This window comes from Dysgonomonas hofstadii (assembly GCF_014196915.1).
Lineage (GTDB): Bacteria > Bacteroidota > Bacteroidia > Bacteroidales > Dysgonomonadaceae > Dysgonomonas > Dysgonomonas hofstadii.
This window is the reverse complement of the sequence record NZ_JACIEP010000001.1, coordinates 42799-60277: the sequence shown is the minus strand read 5'-3', so window position 1 is coordinate 60277 and position 17479 is coordinate 42799. Positions and strand designations below refer to the sequence as shown.

The window sequence follows — 17479 nt, the reverse complement described above, 5'->3', positions numbered from 1 at the left end:
AATGTTTATTTGTTGTGCACATAACGATAGTACAAATCTTTCGCCCGCTCTATAGGATCGGCCTGAGGAGAATCCGGATATGGATTGTTATTATTTGTCCATTGTTCAGAGATCAGATAGAAATCTATTTCTTTCGGATTCTTCCCATCCAGTTTCTCTTCCAGATAGTTGAAGAATGCATCCCAGCGTGTATAGTAATAATCACGAAGGATACCCGACCATTCTTTGTATGCATAATCATTCAGTCCGCTTTCAGCACTAATGCGCGATCCCCATACAGTGATCTGGGTACGGGCATTCCATTCATATAGTTTTCGTTCAGCATCTGTTTTCGCTATTTTCTTAGCCTGGTTTACCCATGCGCCAACCATAAATTCGGAGCGTGTTTCCAGCAAGCTGTCCTGAACAAGCATCAGTGTGAGAAACTCGTTTTTCAATCGGATAAAATTCTTTTTGTTACCTTCTTTGTACGCCACTGTTACATCTTTTTGCAGGTAATATGCTCTGTTGGCTATTGTTTGACGAACTATATCGATAAGATCATACTCGAAATTATTATTCCCTTTGTACTGATCTGCTGTTTTCAACATTTGTGCGGCAGCTATTCGTACAGAATCTGTATTATAGATAGGTTGTGTCGACGAACAACAGGATACATTAGTAATATCCAGTTTAGGACAGGCCGCGAATACGCTTTCGGTAGTACCTTCCTGTACAGATTCTATAGGGAAGTTATAAACAGTGTTGCTAAGTATGTTCCATGCATTATTTATATATTGGTTCGATTTTCCGTAACGTGCTTTGGTGTAATCCGCCAGCCACGATTCTTTAGTAAACCGATCTTCTCGCCAGGGTAATTCGAATAGCAGTTCGAACATGACAGGATTATTTTCTATGGCTTCCATTGTAGCACCTATGCCTTTCAGCGTATTGCCACTCCTATGCAACTGTGCATCGTAATATCCATCTATTACAGGTTGCATTTTCCCATAAAGGCCCGTACGTCCACCAAAGTTGAGAAGCATACAATATATCCATTCGTGCTTGCCATATCCTTGTGAACGGTACCATGTAGACCATTCAGGCCCCCACATTGGTCGACAATCACTATACAGATCGAGGACGAGCAGATCGCCTTTATTCAGATTATTGACCATTGCAGGACGCGGGTTAGCCTGCCATGCCTGTGCAACCCATACGGCATTGGGACTAGCTTTCTTCATGGCGTTCATAATGGATTTACCTGCTAAATCCAGATCCACACCTTCTATACTTCCTCCTTCATGGAAAGGATCTATCGCATAATATTGGGCTTTTCCGAATAACTTCTCCAGTTCAGTGTAGTAGAGTTCAGCTATTTCGGCAAAACGAGGATCGGTAGGTTGCAGGAAAGACGGTCGTTTGAATTCGCCCCAATATCCCGGATCAGACACATTAAGTCCAAGTTTCTCCTTTGCATTGCTTGGTAGCATCCCAGCATAACCGGGATACACAGGCTCCATGCCGTATTCTTTATATCTCTTTATTATCTTTTTCTGGAGTTCTACCTGTTGCGCATACCACTGATCAGTGTTAGGGCCACCCCATCCTTCGAGATTATTCATCTGCCACCATGCGAGGAATCCCGATCCTGCAATGAACTTATTAATTTCATCTTTTGTATATCCCAGTTTATCGAGAACGTTTACCCATACGGCTTCTGTTCCCGTTATGGATAAGGGTAGATTGATTCCATGCAATGCCATCCAGTCTATCTCCTTCTGCCATCGTTCCCAGTCCCAAAAAGACATCGAGTAAGAAAAGGTACAGTAATTGAGATAGTAACGGATATGGTGATCCGTTTCCCTGTGTTCTTTTCTGTTCACTACAGGAAGTTTCTTGGGGAGCTTAACGGTCATACCATTCCACGACAGATGGATATTGGCATAATATTTAAGGTACCAGTTGATCCCTGTGGCAATACTGATGTAGTTATTACCCCTGACCACGACCTTGTCTCCGGTCTGGTCAAGTTCGAAATAATCTTTATTATCAGCAGATTCGGTTACTTCGATCTTAAATTTCTTAGAGGCACCTTTATCAATGCGCTCCAATAAACCCAAAACCGGATTCGAAAACATTAGTACTGGTATCAGAGTCAGTACTAACAATAAACACTTTTTTTTCATTTCATTCTTTACATTTCTAGGTTTTCAATTTTGCGAATAAGAAAGACCTTTCTCTGTTAAAAGAATGCTGACTGAAGATTCTGATCAATATAAATATATACTCATCCTACAGGCATTTATTCTAATCCTTTTACATTTAATTCTGCGATGCTGGCACTCGGGGGCCGGTTGCTCTCGGTAATAATACATTTTATATACCGAGCCCTTACCGGGGTAACAGATATAGACATTGTCGTTTCTGTATTTAGATCAGAGGGGCCGAAATCCATCTGTCCAACTTCGTTATATGTTTTATCGTCCAGACTTAACTCCAGTTTAACTACTTTGGTATCAGGGTAATCCAAACGTCTTATTATCTCAAATCCAAGAATCTGATATTCTTTCTTCATATCTATAATAAGATAGTGAGGTAGTGGAGCTTCATTATTTCTCCATCTATTGTGCCAATACGTTTCCGGCTTACCGTCAAGAATGGAATTTTTACCTCCCCCGTCGGTTATTTCTTCACTGGATACTTCTATTACCTCCCATAGAGACCGGTCAAGGTTCTGAGGGAGGAAGGATACCTGATAAAGTTGTGTCCGTTGAGCCGGATTTATATTGAACATGTTTACCGTTGTTAATTTCAGAGGTAAAATATAATTGCCAAACAGGTATTCTCCATCTTTAAAAAATGCTTCTTTCAGTATATCGAAGAATGCGTATGTTTCATTATTCTTATTGGAAATAAGCCAGCTGTCTTTTTGAAATCTGACTGCATCCTGGTGTATGACTGGGTCTTTTATCTGTTGATCCTCACTTACCGAAGCATTGTAATCTTCAAGTGCCTGAGGGTCTATATCGATAGTGAACCTGATATCCCCGAATGAGTTGAAGTAATTTATTTTTACCAGAGAATTATTAGATACAATATTTTCTGACGCAGGATTCATATTTATCACAGGCTGTACCAGTCCGGTTTTATCAAACTGAATATATGGTTCTTTTATCTCGGGTACGACTATAGAATACAGACCTTTTTCGAATGCCGGCTGGATGGATGTATTGGAAAGAACTATTTCGCAAGGGATTGCATACTGTTGCCCTGTTGTTTCCAATAATTCCCTTAATTTATAGGAATTGATAATTATTTCGAAATTATCAAGATAATCGTCTTTAGAAAAGACTACTTTTGAATTTTTTATTTCATAATAATCAGAAGGAAGTGCTTTATAATTTTTATTATTCTCTGTGTTATATTTTGAGAGTAAAGCTTCGTTTACTTTTAACTCTACACTTGCGCTTCGTTGACCAATTCCGCTTTTTACAACAACAAGTTTATAATTGAAATCACCCCAGTTGAATACTGAAATGATATTTAATTGAGAATCCTTTAGATAAACGGAATCATCTACCATATTATGCAACCTTGAATCTTCGGCACAGGAATATATGAAGCCCATAACACCAAAGATGAAGCAGATTTTCAGAATGACGTATTTTAATCGTTTTACCATCCGTAGTTTTGAGTTAGATTCACCATTTCGGCCAATTGATCCTGATGAATAGGGAACAGATAATGTTTAGGCTCGAATACCATTTTCTCTTTGAATATCTTATCCGTTCTTACCCAGGAGTCTTCGTAATTCGTCGCTAATAAATTGCGGGCATAGACTATCCCATTGGATTCTTCTCCGGCAATCATCCATGTGCGAATATCATAATAGCGGTGATTCTCGAAAGCCAATTCTACCATTCTTTCTTTCCGAAGTAAGTCTCTTAAGAGAATTTTGTTTCCTATCACTTCAGGATATGCTTCCTCAATGTTATTCAATCCGCTCCTGTTTCTTACTTTATTGAAATATTTTAGAGCTTCATCTTCATTCCGTTGAGGCTTCTCATTACAAGCTTCTGCATAATTCAGATATATTTCGGCCAGACGATACATCGGCCAGCAGAATTCTCCCCATTGGGCTTCTTCTATATTATTTGCCGGATCGCTCATACGCCGCCATAGATAGCCGACTTTCACACAATCTCGTGTTTCATCGTAAGTAGAAGTGCCTCCTGTATAAAATGTTACCAGCTTATCTCCTTTATACCTGTTTATCCAGTACATACCATTCGCTAAAACTGACGCATAGAAACGGGCATCGCGCCCAATACAACTATTATGAGCTTTTATGGCAGTATAGGAATCTATGGGATGGGTCCAGGGATATACAAAGCCATCTTCTATATACCCCGATTTCGGATCTATGACAGGTTTCCCATTGGTATCATAACCTGTAACAGGGTATCTGCCGGATGCAGCCATCGGATATGTATCGACCAGCTTTATGGAAGGACAGAAACCTCCGTATCCCTCACTCACCACACGGGGAGGTGCGGTTCTGACATTGTAAGTTTTTCCGTCGTTATGATAGCGCCCCCATATGATCTCACTATTCCATTTTTGGAAAATAACCCCCATATAAGAATTGATTGCATTCTTGAAGGGGTCAGATTCAGATGTATTTTCATATAGTGAGTATTGGTTCAGATCAATTATATCTTTTGCCGCTTTTGCCGCAACTTCCCATTTATCAGGATCTTCATTCTGAGGAAACAGAAATTCTCCGTTCTTATTTTTCATTCCTTTATACAGATCGCATCCATTGAACAGAGGTCGCGCAAGATATAATGTCAGTCTCGATTTAGCAGCCATAGCCGCTCCTTTGGTAATGCGCCCGAACCATAGATCAGAATCGATGGTTAAGGGTAATGTTTTTATTGCTTTATCATATTCGGACAGGATAAAATCTGCATTCACTTCGAGGGGATGCCGGTCAACACTTGCCGGACCGATAGATTTATCGGGCATCCTGTCTCCCCAAACGTAAACAGGCCCGTATTTGCGAAACAACACAAAGTACATATATGCTCTGATAAAACGGGCTTCTGCCTGCATTATATCTCTTACATCCTGAGTTACTTCCAGGCATTTGTGGACATTTTCAATAAAGATTGTCGCCTGATTGATTCCCTGATAACAGTAAACCCAGTTGACATAGTAACCACTTGACGGCCCCCATGAACCGTTATTATAGTTGAGATAGGCGATGGATTTCCATGAAAAAGAAGCTTCATCGCTTCTGGGAACAACACTTCCTTCTGTGCCCAGAGGATCGTATTCGTTAGGGATGAAGGAATATACATGACCCAAATATTCTTCTGTGGTTTTTCTTTTGGCAAAGATCCCATCGAAGGATACCTGGTCGTTAAGTTCGACATTCAGATAATTTTCGCAGGAAGACGATAATAATATTATCTGCAATATATATATGTATTTTATCAACTTTTTCATAGCCGTTATATACTGATATTTATTCCGAAATTAATGGTGCGCATTTGGGGATAACTATTTCCATACTGGAGGTACAGGTATATATCCTGTATCTCCGGATCCCATAACTTAAATTTGCTGAAGGTGAATAAATTTACGCCTTGTGCATATATTCTGACAGACGATAATCCAAGCTTTTTGGAGAGAAATTGCGGTATTGTATAACCTACTTCCGCATTTTTTAAACGGATAAAACTCATATCTCTCTGGTAGAAGGTCGAATTCTGATTGTTATTCGTATTCCAGGTCATCGACATGCGCGGATATTTTGCATTCGGATCAGGATTTTTCAGGCTCCATCTGTTGTCTGCAACATCAGCATAGATTTGTCCTACATAAAGAATATTTCCTTCTTGTCCGAATATTGGCGCTCCACCTATAAATTTGGTGACATTGCCATTTCCCTGAAAATATACAGACACATCTACGTTTTTCCATTTCACAGATACCCCGAAGCCATAACTTATTTCGGGAACGTCGGTGTAGCCAATGGCGATCTGGTCATTTACATCGACAACACCATCCCCGTTTATATCCTTAAACTTTATATCGCCCGGCCTGACAGGCCCAAAATCCTGTCTTGGACTATTTTGTATGTCTTCTTCCGATTCGAAAAGCCCTAAGGCGACAAGGCCGGTTTGTTGGTTTTGGGAAAATCCGGCCGATGATCTGTAAGGCCATATAGGGGTAGGAGTATCGTCATATAATTTTTTATTCCGGTTAAATATAAAATTAGCCCTTCCATGAATAGAAAGGTCTTTCCATTTCTGTATATATTCTAAAGAACCATCTATTCCCTGATTTTTCATTTTTCCCAGATTAACATATTCTACAGCGCTTTGCCCGACTATGGACGGTATTTTTTGTTGCTCGATAAATATCCCCTCCCGTTTTTCATGGAAAAAATCAGTATATATTTTTAGTTTGTCAAAAAATTCGATCTCAATCCCGAAATTTGCTTTCTTTGCAGTTTCCCAGGAAACCTCGGAGTTTCCAATATAACGGGTAGTAACTCCACCTATATTGTTTTGTCCTGAACTACCGAATAAATATCCTCCATCTAAATATCCTCCCAGCCAATTCATCTCTGTATTAAAAGCAAATCTGCGGTCTCCTCCAATTTTATCATTTCCTATTTGGCCATACGAACCTTTTAATTTTAATAAGGATACTACCGGTTTTATTTTCTCAAAATAATTTTCATTGCTGATCAGATAACCGATAGCAATAGATGGGAAGAAACCGAACTTTCTGCCCGGGGCAAAATTTTCAGAGCCATTGTATCCGAAATTACCTTCAACAAAGTAAGCGTCCCGGTATGAATAGGTACCCCGGAATGCAATTCCCTGGTTTCTGTTGGGAAATGACGCGATATAATTATCCGGGAAATTATCGGTATACTCTCTCATGTTGAATAGAAATAAACCACCTACTCTGTGATTGCCAAAGGCATTGTCGTATGTGAGGGAAGCTTCGAGGTTTATAGAACGGGAGCCTCTGTTACTTCTTACCAGTTCGACATAATCATTACCTTCGTTATTCTGATGAAAGATAAGGTTTCCATTATCATCCCTGCCTAAGGCATAATAGGTAGTAGGGTATTTTCTTCTGTCAAGAGTGGCCGAGTTATACGCATCCCAGGCAAACTTCACATTGGCAGTCAGTCCTTTTGTTATTATATTTGAAAAGTCTTGTGTGACTCCGGCCAACGATTGGGCATAATTCCAGAAATCGTGTGAATATCCTGATACATTCAGTATATTCCATGGATTAGACGACATCAGGGATTGAGCTAAAGTACCATCCGAGTATATGGTAGGAATAGAGATCGGTGTTGTGAATAAAGTATGATTCCAAATCCGGTCATTTCCCGGTCGGTTCTTGGTTTCGTATTGGTTCGATAAATTTAAGTTAACGACTGTTGTAGGTGTTACGTTTATATCAATATTTGCACGGAAATTATATCTACTGAACTTTAATGACGGATTGTATTCTTTTCCTACTTTGGCATTGAAGATTCCATTTTCGTTATAATATGATCCTGCAACATAATATCTTACCCGCTCACTTCCACCCGTAATATTAAGGCTTACTTTCTGGCTGGTGGTCACATCTTTATATATTTCGTCCATCCAGTCTACATTCGGGTACAGGTCAGGATCGCTACCATTCAGGTATTTCTGTTTCATCTCATCTGTAAAAACAATACGCCCGCTGGAATCATAGTTTATATCATTATAATAGTCTATCCACTGGCCTGCATTTGCTAGTTTGGGCATTCTGATCGGGGACAGGAACCCATATTCTGTATTGACATTGATCCTGAACTTCCCATTACGCCCCTTTTTTGTAGTAACCAGTATTATTCCATTCGCCCCTCTTACTCCATAAACGGCTGTAGCCGTAGCGTCTTTCAATATCGAAAACGATTCAATATCTTCGGGATCGATCAGATCCAGAGAACGCTCGATGCCATCGACAAGAACCAACGGTTTATCATAAAGAGAGAAGGTGCTGATCCCCCTTATCCAGAAGTTAGCTCCCATTCCGGGTTCTCCCGATATTTGCACCGATACTATTCCCGCTATTTGTCCGGCCAGATTATTACTTAATCGACCTCCCGGACTTTGTAAGAATTCCGGAGAAACGGAAGATATAGCTCCAATAACACTTTCTTTTCTTTGGCTACCGAAGGCTACAACAGTTACTTCCTCAAGCTCACCGGCTTCGGGTATCATCTCTATGAGTAGCTCAGAATTGGTATCCTTTATAGATATTGTTTGAGTTTTATAGCTCAATAAAGAAAATTTTAGTTTGTCTGAATTATCTATTTCTATTTCAAATGTACCATCAGTATTTGTATATACACCACGTGTACTTCCTACAACTGCTACCGCTACTCCTGGAAGGGTTGTCCCTGTTTCATCAATAACCTTTCCTTTTACTGTTTTCCCCTTGAGCGTGACCGGAGCTTTCTTTGAGGCAGGAATATCTTTCTTTTTACTTTCATTGATAATGATTTGCCTGTCATCTATTTCATATGTCAGATTGGTGTTTTTGAAAAGCTTATCTAATATTTTTTCAATAGATTCATTTTCGGCATAAAGGGATATTTTTTTATTCAACCCGGGAAGATTTTCGCTGTAAATAAATAGAAAATCACTGCTTTTTTCTATCAATGAGAAAATTTCCTTAATTGTTTTATCATAGGCCTTTATTGTCATTCTTTTATTCTGTGCATACGAAAATTCTCCTGCACTCAGTGAAGCAGAAAAAGAAGATATACTTAAAACAAATTGAATTATTAGTAAGTATTTTCCCTTTAATATTAATTTATATACTAATCCGGCACTATTAAAAGGGTTTTTCATACATTTGTATGTGTGTTTTTAATTTATATACATCCAAATGTTAAGTTAGAAATTCACTCCGGACGGTACTAGCACTGCTGTCCGGTTTCATTTCATATCTCTGGTATATACGATTTTATTCTTAAGGTTCTCACATTTTACTATTTCAATTGTTGTTTGGTTATTATTAATTTTCCATTCTTCTCTGTATATGTAATCGGCACGGTTTTCGAAATTATCCGTATTATATCTTTTATATCATTCTTCAGATCGAGCTTACCGGATATAGGCAGATGTTTTACAGCCTCATCGACCTCGAAAGTTGCATTATAGTATATGGATAGCCTTTTCAATACATTTTCAACACTTTCGGCACGCAAGATCAATAGGTTTTCAGTCCAGCCGGCATATTCTGCCGCATTTACCTCCCTTTTCTTTCCTATACCGTTTTCTTCTATCGTAACTAGTTGATTTGGCTGTAATTCAGCTTTTCCACCTTTATTATCTTCAACCATTACATGGCCGTTTATCAGCGCGACGGAAGGGACTAATTCCTTATAGGTGCATATATTAAAAGAAGTTCCAAGTACCTTAACATCAAAATTATCAGTTTTTACGATAAAAGGTTTTTTAGTATCACGGGTTACATCAAGATATATTTCACCATCGGCAAATATCTCCCTTTTTTCCCCGTCAAAAGTGGTCGGGAAGATGACCTGTGTTCCCGAGTTTATCCATAATTTAGAGCTATCGGACAATATCACCTGGATCCTTTTCCCTTTTGGGACAATCAACTTATTATAGCCGTTTGCTTTCTCTTCACTCCTTTTTGGCACAATTTTACCGGATTTAAAAGATATGGTTCCTTCATCGGAGCAGGTTATTTCCGAAACTTGTTCCAATATGAATTCCTGATTATTGGAAGTTATCAATGTGATGTCCTCTACGTTATAAGGATGCAGATCATCTGCAAATATAATTTTTCTGATATCAGTATAGTCTGTATTTATCAATCCCATATTCTTTATTAACAGGAATGCTCCCAACAAAATAGCTGCCGAAGAAGCGATAGAGATAAAAAGACGGCGTCGTTTGGTGCTTTTTTCCTGTTCTGCTCTTCTTTTTACATCAGCCCATAATACGTCCAGTTGTTGCTGATCTGTTTTTCTTTCTTTATCTCTGAAAAAGAAGATTAATTGACGGACTATATGTTGTATGTTATTTTTTTCGCTAGTCATTTTAATAATAGTGTATAATTAGTACGGGTATAAATCGAAAATATACTCGCTTATTTAGAAAAAAAAGAGATAAAGTTTAGATAGTTTATTTCGAATATTCGCTAATGCCCTGGATGCTAAATTCATAGACGATTGCTTGTTGATCTCCATTACTTCGGCAATTTCCTTATATGAGAAACCTTTAATAAAACGGAGATAAATTACCATTTTCTGATTCTTTGGCAGATTATTGTAGGTTTCCATAAGCTTTTTGCTTAGCAAAAGATCATCGTCATTTTTTTCGAAGAGTATTTCGAGATCATGATCGCTGATGCTCATTTCAAATTGATTATCGTCCATGCTTACTATATTATATTGCTTTGCCGATAATCTATCATGAATGATGTTTTTCATAGCTCTGAGAAGATAAGAGCGTACATTAAGAGTAGGTTTTAAAGAGTCACTTTTGTACAGCTTTACAAATAAATCCTGAATACAGTCTTTTATCAAATCTTCTTCGTAATATATCTTTAACCCGTAATTGAATAGCAGATCATAATATTTTCTATAGATTATTTCCAGAGAATCTTTTCTGCCATCTACGATTTGTTGCCAAAGTTCCAGTTCGTCCATTAAATTCTCTTTTCAAAGTATACCAAAAAGTGTCTAATCATTTCAGCCACAAGATTATGTTTTGGCAATAAAAATGGGTGCTTTCATTTGTGATATTGCAATCATATACTTATGATCCGGATACAAATATAAAGAAGATTAGTAAATATGGTCAAAAAAACAAGTTAAAGAATAGAACCTCTACAGAAACGGTAATGATTGAATTCTGCATTTTTTTCCAGAAACTTTATCAATGAGATAAACAATGAACTAATGTGTCAATATGCCGATGTGACAATGAAAGAAATGAAGAATTTAGACAATAAAATATGTAAAGTTTGTCAGGTTTTACTCTCTGTCGTGCTGGAGCGAAGCGAAGTATCTAGAGGAGTCCTTCATGTATCAGGATGACAAGAATATAAAAACTAAAATATGCGTCAACTTTGCCTCGCCTACGCTTCGGCGATTGATAATTGTCAACTTTTAACAATTATAATAAAAACATCAACAAAAGTGAGTAGTGATTATATTAATTGTCGTTTTATGAGTATACTGTTTGTAGAATAATAATCGTTTAATTACCTAACCATTTTTTTATGAAAAACATCATTATCACTCTGATTCTATTGTTACTATCAAATGGAATGTACCCTCAGGAAACCCCATCGTGGGCGAAAGAAACAAAAGAACAAAAGGAAAAAAGAATGGAGTGGTGGACACATGACCGCTTCGGTATGTTCATCCATTGGGGAATCTATTCACTACCCGCAAGACATGAATGGATCCAGTTATATGAAAGAATAACCCCAGCCGATTATAGAAAATACTTCGATCATTTCGATCCGGACTTGTATAATCCGAAAGAATGGGCGAAAAAAGCTAAAAAAGCCGGGATGAAGTATGTAGTGATTACAACAAAACATCACGATGGATTCTGTTTGTGGGATACAAAATATACTGATTATAAAGTAACGAATACCCCTTACGGAAAAGACCTTATCGCTCCATTAGTGGAAGCTATACGTGCTGAGGGCTTAAGAGTAGGATTTTACTATTCCCTCATCGACTGGCATCATCCTCATTTTCCATTCGATCATTCTCATCCGCCTACACCAAGAGACAGCGAGGAACGTAAAAAAGAAAATACGAAAAGAGATGCGAAAAAATATCAGCAATATATGAAAGACCAATTAAGGGAGTTGTTGACGAATTTCGGACGCATCGATGAATTGTTTATGGACTTTTCATATCCTGGGGAGAATGGAAAAGGACATAAAGAATGGGACTCGGAAGGATTATTAAAAATAGTGCGTGAACTACAACCCCATATTCTGGTTGACAACAGGATGGATCTTAATCATACCGATTGGGGCTGGGATTTTGTAACTCCTGAGCAGTTTATGCCACAGGAATGGCCGACAGTGCAGGGAGAGCGTGTCCCATGGGAAACCTGCCAAACTTTTTCAGGCGCATGGGGGTATCATCGTGATGAATATTCATGGAAAAGTATTCATCAGTTAGTAGTAATGTTAATAGAAACGGTAAGCAAAGGCGGTAACCTGTTATTAAATGTGGGGCCTACAGCCCGTGGAGTTTTTGATGAGCGCGCAGATGAGCGTTTGGATGGAATAGGTAACTGGATGAAATACCACAGCCGGTCTGTTTATGGATGTACACAGGCTCCCGAAGATTTTAAAGCTCCGCAAAATTGTCTTGTTACATATAATCCATCAAAGAAAAGAATATATATTCATGTGCTCGAATGGCCGTTTAAATCACTGCATTTACCTGGTTATAAAGGTAAATTCAAATATGCGCAATTACTTAACGATGCATCGGAGATCAAATTCCGCACGCAAACCGAAGAAGGTAGCCATACAACAGAGACATCCAGAGAGAATGATCTGATACTTTCGCTTCCTGTAGAAAGACCGAATGTGGAAGTGCCTGTTATAGAATTATTTTTAGAATAGAGCCGGTTATCTCTTATTTCGTTCTGCTTTAATTCATCCTAAAACCCTGTTTATTCTCTTGCATTGGATAACAAAATGTCCTTTTCAAACCTTTCAGTAAGAAAGGGACATCATAGAACTCATCATATGACATCCGGGAACAGGCCGCTGGTTATCACGAAACTTTGACAAAGCAAACCTCAAATGCAACCCTGAAAAGTCGATTGATTTAAGAGAAAAATACAATCGGATAACCGAAACCTACTTTAAAATTCCCTCGTCCAAAGTGAAAGCGGGAAGAGTATTTGAATCTATAAATCAATAAAAAATTTAATCAAAAATGCGGGTGAGTATTATTATACAAACACTGGTCAACAGACAGGAAAACCCGAACATTCAAGTTTTCCTGCTGTATAAACCAGTTCGTAGTCTAAGCAGTGTTATGAAGAAAGAGCGTTACTTTGCGAATTTGAGACCTTTTATTTTATCCCATGCACCCCGTGTAAAGTCAGGGATTTCGACAGGGGATCCATTGTTATTCACTGATAACTCTGTCAAGGGTACTAGACAAGACCATTCTGCTGCATCGTAGACATCCTGGTCTAAAGGCAGCCCGTTTCGCAGGCAATACACCAAACGGTAATCCATTATATAGTCCATACCACCATGGGCGATAGCGCCCAGTTTCTTTGCCTGTTCGCCCGCTTCTTTATAAAACGGATGTTCATAAACATGTAGGACTGAGTCCATTTTTGCTTTCGGCAAGGCGCTGTGACTGTTTAACGCAATCTGGGTTGATGGCCATTTCTGGGCAAAGCCCTGTGTACCGCTAACCATATGGATGCGGCTGTATGGACGCGGACTGGTCACATCGTGCTGGATCATCATGGTTTTGCCTTTTCGTGTTTTGATGAGAGTTACATTCATATCGCCCATCTTATAATCTTGTTGTGCTTCCGGGGAGTCTTTGCCAAAACGATTTTCTGCGTATTCGCTCATCCCAAACTGGTTGGATGAGACTGATACAAGATAGTCCATCTTGTCGCCGCGATGTATGTTCAGTATCTGGCAAACAGGACCTAATCCGTGGGTCGGGTAGACATTGCCCGTATGTTCTATATTGTATTTCTTTCGCCAGAAGTCCCAGTAGCCTGTCAGTCCAGGACTTTTCTGTTTGGTCTGGCCGATTCCCGGTTCATACGATTCTTTTCGGGATGTACGGGAATTAAAATTTAAGGAACGGAGATCATGAATATATGCGCCTTCTACATGGACGATTTCTCCGAAAATGCCTTGTTGGGCCATATTCAGGGTGGCCAGCTCGAATTTATCGTAACAGCAGTTTTCTAGCATCATACAATGGCGGCGTGTTCTTTCTGCTGTATTGACCAGCAGCCAGCACTCATCAAGTGTCGTGGCGGCAGGGACTTCTACGGCAACATGTTTTCCCTGTTCCATTGCATAAACAGCCATAGGAGTATGGGTCAGCCAGTCGGTGCAGATATATATGAGGTCTAAATCTTTTCTCTCACATAATTTCCTCCATCCGTCCTGCCCGGTATATTCTTCTGCTTCGGGACGGTTTTGTTGGGCTATCGATTCCTGCATCCCATCCAGATTGTATTGTTCCAGGTCGCAGAGGGCTTTTATGTCAACGCCTTCTATGGCCATAAATCTGTTTACGGCGCCTTTGCCACGCATACCTAACCCGATAAAACCGACACGGACGGTAGGAAGAGGGTCGCATCGCAGTTCTAAAACATCGGTTTGTCCTGAAGGACGCGACGGAACAGGGGTTTTAATAATCCCCTGTGAGGAGATCCCTAAACTAAGCAGCATGAAGAGGCTGAGTAAAAATAAATTGTTTCTCATTGTTATAATTTTAAATTGTTTTTTGACTATAAGAATGCTTAGGATTATTCCAGTTCGCTCCAGTTTATAGATGGCACGCTACCTGTTTTCCGTTCAAAAGCACTGCCAGGAGCTACATAGTCGTTGAAAAATCCGCAATTCTGCAAGAAGAAACCATTTTCTTCAGTACCGCCTTTGTAGTCCATTCGCCAGCCCGGGCTTCCGGTGGCATCGACTGTAAACCTTCCATTGACAAGCTCTACCCAGTTTCCGGCAGTCGTATATACCCATTGATTCTTGTAATATGCCTTGCGTGTAAGATGTCCCATATCATTGTTGAAGTTTTCGAGGAACGAATGTGCTCCTGTATAATATGTCTGTATCTTCGGACGCTTCCATTGTGCTATCAGTTTCCATTTGCCCAGTTCCGGCGCATAAAAATAGGCTGTATATTCCGAATAACTGTCCTCGATAGGTCTGATACGGTTAAGAAATTTATAGGTATTTCCGGCCACCCAGTCATATATCAGATAACTTTGCCCACCCGAACCTTCATTACCAAAGTCATTGATGGTTACACCTTCGCCTTTCCTGATGAGTTTCACTCTGTCTTCTTCAGGTATCTGGCTCGGATCATCTGTTTCGTACGGGCTCCATACCGAAAACAATACACGCCTTTCGGTTGCAGTATTCACCTGCATACCAAAATATCCCTCCGAGAAGCCATTAGCCATAAAATACGAGCCCAGCGGATCGAAACCGACAGGTACGGTTACCTCATTGTATAACCATTCTGCAGTTTCTCCCGATGGAATAGTATATCCCATATGGACAGAAGGCCCCCTGCGCCCCCAATAGTATGAGAAATCACCAACATAGTTCATGCTCTGGGTTGAAGTGCCTCCAACCATTAGATTAGTAGCTGTGGCAAACGTAGATCCGCGGAGAGTTGTCCCCTTAAAGTCAACTTGCACATAACCGGGATCTACCTTTTGAATAACGCCCAGGAATACGACTGTATCCGTACGGGTCTTCGGTTTCGGCAAAGTCACTTCAAATTTTTCCCCTTTACACTCAGCCTGAATAATATTTCCATCGGCATCGGCCCTGTATTTAAGATATAATATCAGGTCTCCGGAATTATTTACGCGGAAGAAAGTACTGAATACCGTAGACGTAGATGTCCATGATGTGAATCCGGCATCGGTGACACTACCGCCGTCAGAACCTCCCGAAGTAACATAAGAGTTTCCTCCTAACGGAATATCTTTGGTAGAGACCGTACCTCCTGTTGAGGAGTAAAATTCCATTTCGGAGCAACTGGCATTACCATTGCTTCCCGACAGGATCACGAATTTAACAGCCTTCGGTTTCTGCACCGGTGATGGCAACGTGATTTTGGAGGCACTACCCGATCCCCCGTGATTGTAAGTTATTATTTTGGTAAACCCGGGTACTTCTTCTGTAGAAACATATATTTCCACTTCGCCAAAAGTACCGTTGCCTCCGCCTGAACGCGGATAATACATAATATAATCCAGTTTTTCAGCATTTTGCAGATTGTAAGTCGCTGTATGAGGAGGACTTGCGCTCCAGTCTGTATGCCAGAAAGTAGTCAGGTCGCCGTCAAAAGAGTTTGCAAATCCGGTATCTTCGTATTGTGTATGTTCGCTCGAAGCTTCTCCTCCGGATACTACCAGTTTTTCATCAAGGCTGATAGTCCCGATCCCGTTCTGTACAACAGACAGTACGGATGTACTCTGTCCGGCATGGATAGTAATATCCACTTTCCGATCCGATTGTGTGTTATTATAAGTTGTTGAAACGATGATCCTTTTTCCAAACACTACGGGCTGGCACCATTCTTTTGCAGACTCATCCATTGTCAGGGTAATATTCTCGACACTAACATAAACGACCTGCTCGCCACCTTGCTGATCAAATATCATCTCCTGATCTCCTTCTATTGTGAGGGTTGGTGAGGTATCGTTACTACACGCGCAAAAATATGTTAAAAGTAAAAAAATAAACAGCATTTTTTTCATTGTAAGTGTTCCTTGATAACGAATAAGTGAGGCTCCCGAAGGATACCTCACTTATCATATTTAATTAAACGTATTATATCTTTTCGAATGCCTTAAAGTACGAAACCTGACAAGTACCAGCGGTATTGTTAGTCTCCGTAATTACTAGTCTCACATAACGTGCAGTTACGATTTCCGGCATCATTACATCTTCATAGCCCGGAACCAAAGGGCTATTCCCTGTAACGATAGTTCCGTCGGGAGCAGTCCAAGGCAGCGCAAAAGTAAATTCGCCAACTTTAGAATAATTCTCTCCATCAGTACCGACATAAATTTCCATAGTTTTCACTGTAGGATAGTTGTTGCCATTAGCGGTATAATGCCTGCGGCCAATCCTGACCATTGAAACCTCCAACTCTTGCTTCATGTCGATAACCAGCCAATGCGGAAGAGGATCAGTTAACGCCGGGCTGTACTGGCTATGCCAGAAAGTCGTACGGTCTTCTGTAAATAAACTTGTATAACCACCACCATCACTGGCCTGAACGTCGGAACCGATAGCAGTCCAGGAACTCCAGTCGTACTGAAGATATTCCTGTCCCTCATATTTCTGCAAGACGGTAAATGTAGTAATGCGGTAGCCGCATCTTACATTGACAGTCGCTGTTCTGAAATCTTCAGTATTAGGATTGGCTTCGTTAACAGTAACAGTAATCTGCTTGCCATTAGATGTAGCTGTGACCCAATCGGCATCCGTCGACACTTCGATGGATGAATTAATATCTGTTTCGGCAGTTACTGTTGCAGAACCTCCGGCCGCATCCACAACCGCACGTTCAACAGTTATATAGCCTACATAAGGATGGTCTTCTTCTTTACATCCATATACCGCGATCAATAAAAAAGCTAATAATATATATGATATTGATTTCATATGTAAA

At 39.9% G+C, this 17479-nt stretch carries 10 protein-coding genes; 1 reads left to right on the top strand and 9 read right to left on the bottom strand.

Annotated features, from left to right (window positions below; translation table 11 throughout):
* Positions 1–5 precede the first annotated feature (5 nt).
* The 6 genes from GGR21_RS00250 to GGR21_RS00225 form a co-directional block, all read right to left on the bottom strand.
* Positions 6–2168, bottom strand: coding sequence for an alpha-N-acetylglucosaminidase (locus GGR21_RS00250; protein WP_183305142.1), 2163 nt, complete (start codon positions 2166–2168; stop codon positions 6–8).
* Positions 2169–2284: 116 nt separating this feature from the next.
* Positions 2285–3664 carry a BT_3987 domain-containing protein gene (locus GGR21_RS00245; RefSeq protein ID WP_183305141.1) on the bottom strand — a complete coding sequence of 460 codons (1380 nt, stop codon included), beginning with the start codon at positions 3662–3664 and terminating at the stop codon, positions 2285–2287.
* Positions 3658–5493, bottom strand: coding sequence for a RagB/SusD family nutrient uptake outer membrane protein (locus GGR21_RS00240; protein ID WP_183305140.1), 1836 nt, complete (start codon positions 5491–5493; stop codon positions 3658–3660). Before GGR21_RS00240 ends, GGR21_RS00245 begins: the two co-directional genes overlap by 7 nt.
* A gap of 5 nt (positions 5494–5498) precedes the next feature.
* On the bottom strand, positions 5499–8903 hold the full coding sequence (locus tag GGR21_RS00235; protein ID WP_221232863.1) for a TonB-dependent receptor: 3405 nt from the start codon (positions 8901–8903) through the stop codon (positions 5499–5501).
* A gap of 140 nt (positions 8904–9043) precedes the next feature.
* A complete protein-coding gene (locus GGR21_RS00230) occupies positions 9044–10120 on the bottom strand; it encodes a FecR family protein (protein WP_183305139.1) in 1077 nt (358 codons plus the stop codon).
* Between the two features lie 54 nt (positions 10121–10174).
* The gene (locus GGR21_RS00225) at positions 10175–10732 is read right to left on the bottom strand and encodes an RNA polymerase sigma factor (protein ID WP_183305138.1); all 558 of its coding nucleotides are present in this window, start codon (positions 10730–10732) and stop codon (positions 10175–10177) included.
* Positions 10733–11307: 575 nt separating this feature from the next.
* On the opposite strand from GGR21_RS00225, the gene GGR21_RS00220 reads away from it, so the two are divergent.
* Positions 11308–12684 carry an alpha-L-fucosidase gene (locus GGR21_RS00220; protein ID WP_183305137.1) on the top strand — a complete coding sequence of 459 codons (1377 nt, stop codon included), beginning with the start codon at positions 11308–11310 and terminating at the stop codon, positions 12682–12684.
* A 435-nt stretch (positions 12685–13119) separates the two neighbouring features.
* Here the strand turns inward: GGR21_RS00220 and GGR21_RS00215 are convergent, their stop codons facing one another.
* The 3 genes from GGR21_RS00215 to GGR21_RS00205 form a co-directional block, all read right to left on the bottom strand.
* Positions 13120–14544 carry a Gfo/Idh/MocA family protein gene (locus tag GGR21_RS00215; protein WP_394353463.1) on the bottom strand — a complete coding sequence of 475 codons (1425 nt, stop codon included), beginning with the start codon at positions 14542–14544 and terminating at the stop codon, positions 13120–13122.
* A 35-nt stretch (positions 14545–14579) separates the two neighbouring features.
* Positions 14580–16559, bottom strand: a complete 1980-nt coding sequence (locus tag GGR21_RS00210; RefSeq protein ID WP_183305135.1) for a DUF3472 domain-containing protein — start codon at positions 16557–16559, stop codon at positions 14580–14582.
* Positions 16560–16632: 73 nt separating this feature from the next.
* Positions 16633–17472 (bottom strand): discoidin domain-containing protein, encoded by an 840-nt coding sequence (locus GGR21_RS00205; protein ID WP_183305134.1) that lies wholly within the window; start codon positions 17470–17472, stop codon positions 16633–16635.
* Positions 17473–17479: the final 7 nt, after the last annotated feature.